3 protein-coding genes are annotated in these 2,919 nt (G+C 71.1%); all 3 read right to left on the minus strand.

The window, feature by feature from the left end:
- The coding region (locus VJ693_RS15655; RefSeq protein ID WP_324155572.1) for an aminopeptidase P family N-terminal domain-containing protein at positions 1 to 620 on the minus strand (620 nt) is incomplete at its 3' end.
- Between the two features lie 75 nt (positions 621 to 695).
- Positions 696 to 2,042, minus strand: coding sequence for an NAD(P)/FAD-dependent oxidoreductase (locus VJ693_RS15660; protein ID WP_324155574.1), 1,347 nt, complete (start codon positions 2,040 to 2,042; stop codon positions 696 to 698).
- On the minus strand, positions 2,039 to 2,919 hold an 881-nt coding region (locus VJ693_RS15665; RefSeq protein WP_324155576.1), incomplete at its 5' end, for a TAXI family TRAP transporter solute-binding subunit. The genes VJ693_RS15660 and VJ693_RS15665, both read right to left, overlap by 4 nt.

Genomic DNA, 2,919 nt, shown 5'->3' on the forward strand with positions numbered 1-2,919 from the left:
TTGAACAGCCACGCGACGTCGTCGACGGTCGAGACGAAGTGATGCGTCGCGCCCTGCCGCAGGAAGGCCTCGCGCACCCGGGCCAGCTTGTCGGCGCGCGCGAGCGGCGCCTGCGGCGGCCGGTGCTCGTACACCGGCGCGTCGGGCAGGGACGGGCGGTCGGGCCACACGTCGGCCAGCAGGTCGACCGTGCTGTCCAGGCGCATGCCGGCCTGCGAAAGCGTGGCGTCGAGTTGCTGGGCCGCGGCCAGCCCGAGCACGTCGCCATCGACCCCCACGGTATCGCCCGACTGCAGGTGGCGCACCAGCCAGTCGAGATGATGGGTCGCGGTGCCGGTGGGGATCTTCACCAGCTCGATGTCGCTGCCGGCCAGTTCGGACTCGGCCTGCGTCCAGTAGCGGCTGTCGGCGAAGAGGGCGGCGCGTTCGCGGGTCACCACCAGCGTGCCCATCGAGCCGGTGAAGCCCGACAGCCACTGCCGGGCCTGCCAGCGCTCGGGCAGGTACTCCGACAGGTGCGGGTCCGACGACGGCACCAGCAAGGCCGCGAGGCCGCGGCGCTTCAGCGCGGCCTGGACTTGCTCGATGCGCAGGCGAAAGGGCGAGGTGCGGGTGTCCATGGTGTGGGTCCGGTTGGGGTGGGCGAAGCGGCCGGGTGGGCTGCGCCGCCGTCTGCTGAGGGGGTGGAGCGGATTCTAGGAGGCGTGTTCCATCGCTGCAGGCGGCTGCGCGACCACCCGCGCATGGCGCTGGTAGGTCCAGTAGGCCCAGGCCCAGTCGATCATCACGATCAGGCGGTTGCGAAAGCCGATCAGGAAGTAGATGTGGGCGAACAGCCAGAACAGCCATGCCGCCAGCCCGGAGAAGCGGATCGCTCCGACCACGGGCACGGTGAGATCGACGACGGCGGCCTTGCGTCCGATGGTGGCCAGGCTGCCGTAGTCGATGTAGCGGAAGGGCCGCGTGGGCTGGCCGCGAAGGCGCCGCAGCAGGTTGGCCGCGGCAGAGCGCCCCATCTGCTTGGCCGCGGGGCTGACGCCGGGCACCGGTTGGGGTTCGCCGGGGCCATGGCTCCTGGCCGCTGCCAGGTCGCCGATCACCGAGATCTCCGGATGGCCGGGCACGCTCAGGTCGGGCTCGACCACGACGCGCCCGGCGCGGTCGAGCGCGGCGCCGCTGGTCGCGGCCAGTGCGCGGCCCAACGGCGAGCCCGCGACGCCGGCGGCCCAGATCACCGTCTTGCTCGCCAGGCGATGCGTGGTCGGGCGGCCGCTCTCGCGGCTTTCGTAGTCGACGCCCTCGGCATCGATGCCGGTCACGCGGCAGTCGGTGCGCACGTCGACGCCGAGCTGCGTCAATTGCTCGCGCGCCCTTTGCGACAGCCTGGGCACGAAGGCACCCAGCACGCGATCGGAGCCTTCGATCAGAACGACCTTCGTGCGCTTGGAGTCGATGCGGCGGAACTCCATCGGCAGCGTGTGCTGCGCCATCTCGCTCAACGTGCCGGCCATCTCGACGCCGGTCGGCCCGGCACCGATGACCACGAAGGTCATCCACGGCGCGCGCTCGTCCTCGCTGGCGCAACGCTCGGCGCGCTCGAAGGCGCCGATGACCCGCGCCCGCACGTCGAAGGCGTCGGCCAGCGTCTTGAGCCCGGGCGCGGCCGCGGCCCAGTCGTCGTGCCCGAAGTAGCTGTGGGTGGCGCCGGCGGCGACGATGAGGTGGTCGTAAGGCAGGGCCTCGCCGCCGTCGAGCAGCACGCGCCGCTGCGCCGCATCGATGCCGGTCGCCTCGGCCTGCAGCACCGTCAGGTTGCCGCGCTTCATCTGGCGGCGCAGCACGTGGCGGATCGGCGCGCTCACCGCCGGCGCGCTGAGCCCGGCGGTCGCGACCTGGTACAGCAGCGGCTGGAACAGGTGGTGGTTGGTGCGGTCGACCAGCGTGATCTCGAGCTCGGCGCGCGACAGCGCACGCACCGCCTCCAGACCGCCGAAGCCGCAGCCGATGATGACGACACGCGGCGGCTTGTTCTGCGAATTCATCCGATCCCTTCCTGGCTGCTCTGCAATCGTTGCCGCACCAGGCTGATGTGGCTGCGCAGCGCGTACAGCTCGTCCGCGTAGCTCAGCGGCACGGTCACGTTCTCGACCTTCGATTCGATCGTGTCCAGGTCCTTGAGCAGTTCGCCGGGGCCGCGCCGGCCCTGGTCGTTCTCGACCGCGCGCAGCTGGCCGTACCAGCGGAAGATGCGCGATCGGATGCGGAACTCGTACAACGGCGGCACGACGCGCGACATCGGGATCAGGATGGCCACGATCGACACCAGCGCCACCCACATGCGGTCGATCAGGTTCGCCAGCCAGAACGGCAGGTAGTGCTGCAGCAGCGGCGGCCCGTTGCGGTAGAAGCGCTCGGCTTCCTTCGACAGCGGCCACTCGGTGTTCTTGGCGCTGGGGAACTCGCCCTTGCGCTGGAACCAGCCGGCCTCGCCGTGGATCGTCTGCGCCGCCTGGACGAACAGCTGGATCAGCGCCGGGTGCGTCTCGCGCTTGGCCGCCAGCGCGGCAGTGGGCGCCACCAGGTGCACGTCCGCCGGCGGCACGTCGCGCGCCAGGTCCACCACGCCGCGCGGCAGGCTCACCGGGCTCATGAACGGGAACCGGCGCGAATACGCCTCGGCCTGCGCGAAGTCGAACAGCTTGATGCCGGGTGTCTGCAGCAGCATCTGCACCATCAGCGACTCCGGCGCGGAGGCGAACACGAGCGCATCGATCTCGCCGCCCAGCAGGCCCACCACCGCGGGCGTCTGCTCCAGCCGCAGCAGCGTCATGGTCGAGGCGTCGATGCGGTTGGCGTCGAACATCTTGCGCATGATCCCCGGCGAGCCGCTGCCGCGCGCGCCCACGTTGATCTTCCAGC

It is taken from the genome of Ideonella sp., assembly GCF_035254525.1.
Classification (GTDB): Bacteria; Pseudomonadota; Gammaproteobacteria; order Burkholderiales; family Burkholderiaceae_C; genus Ideonella.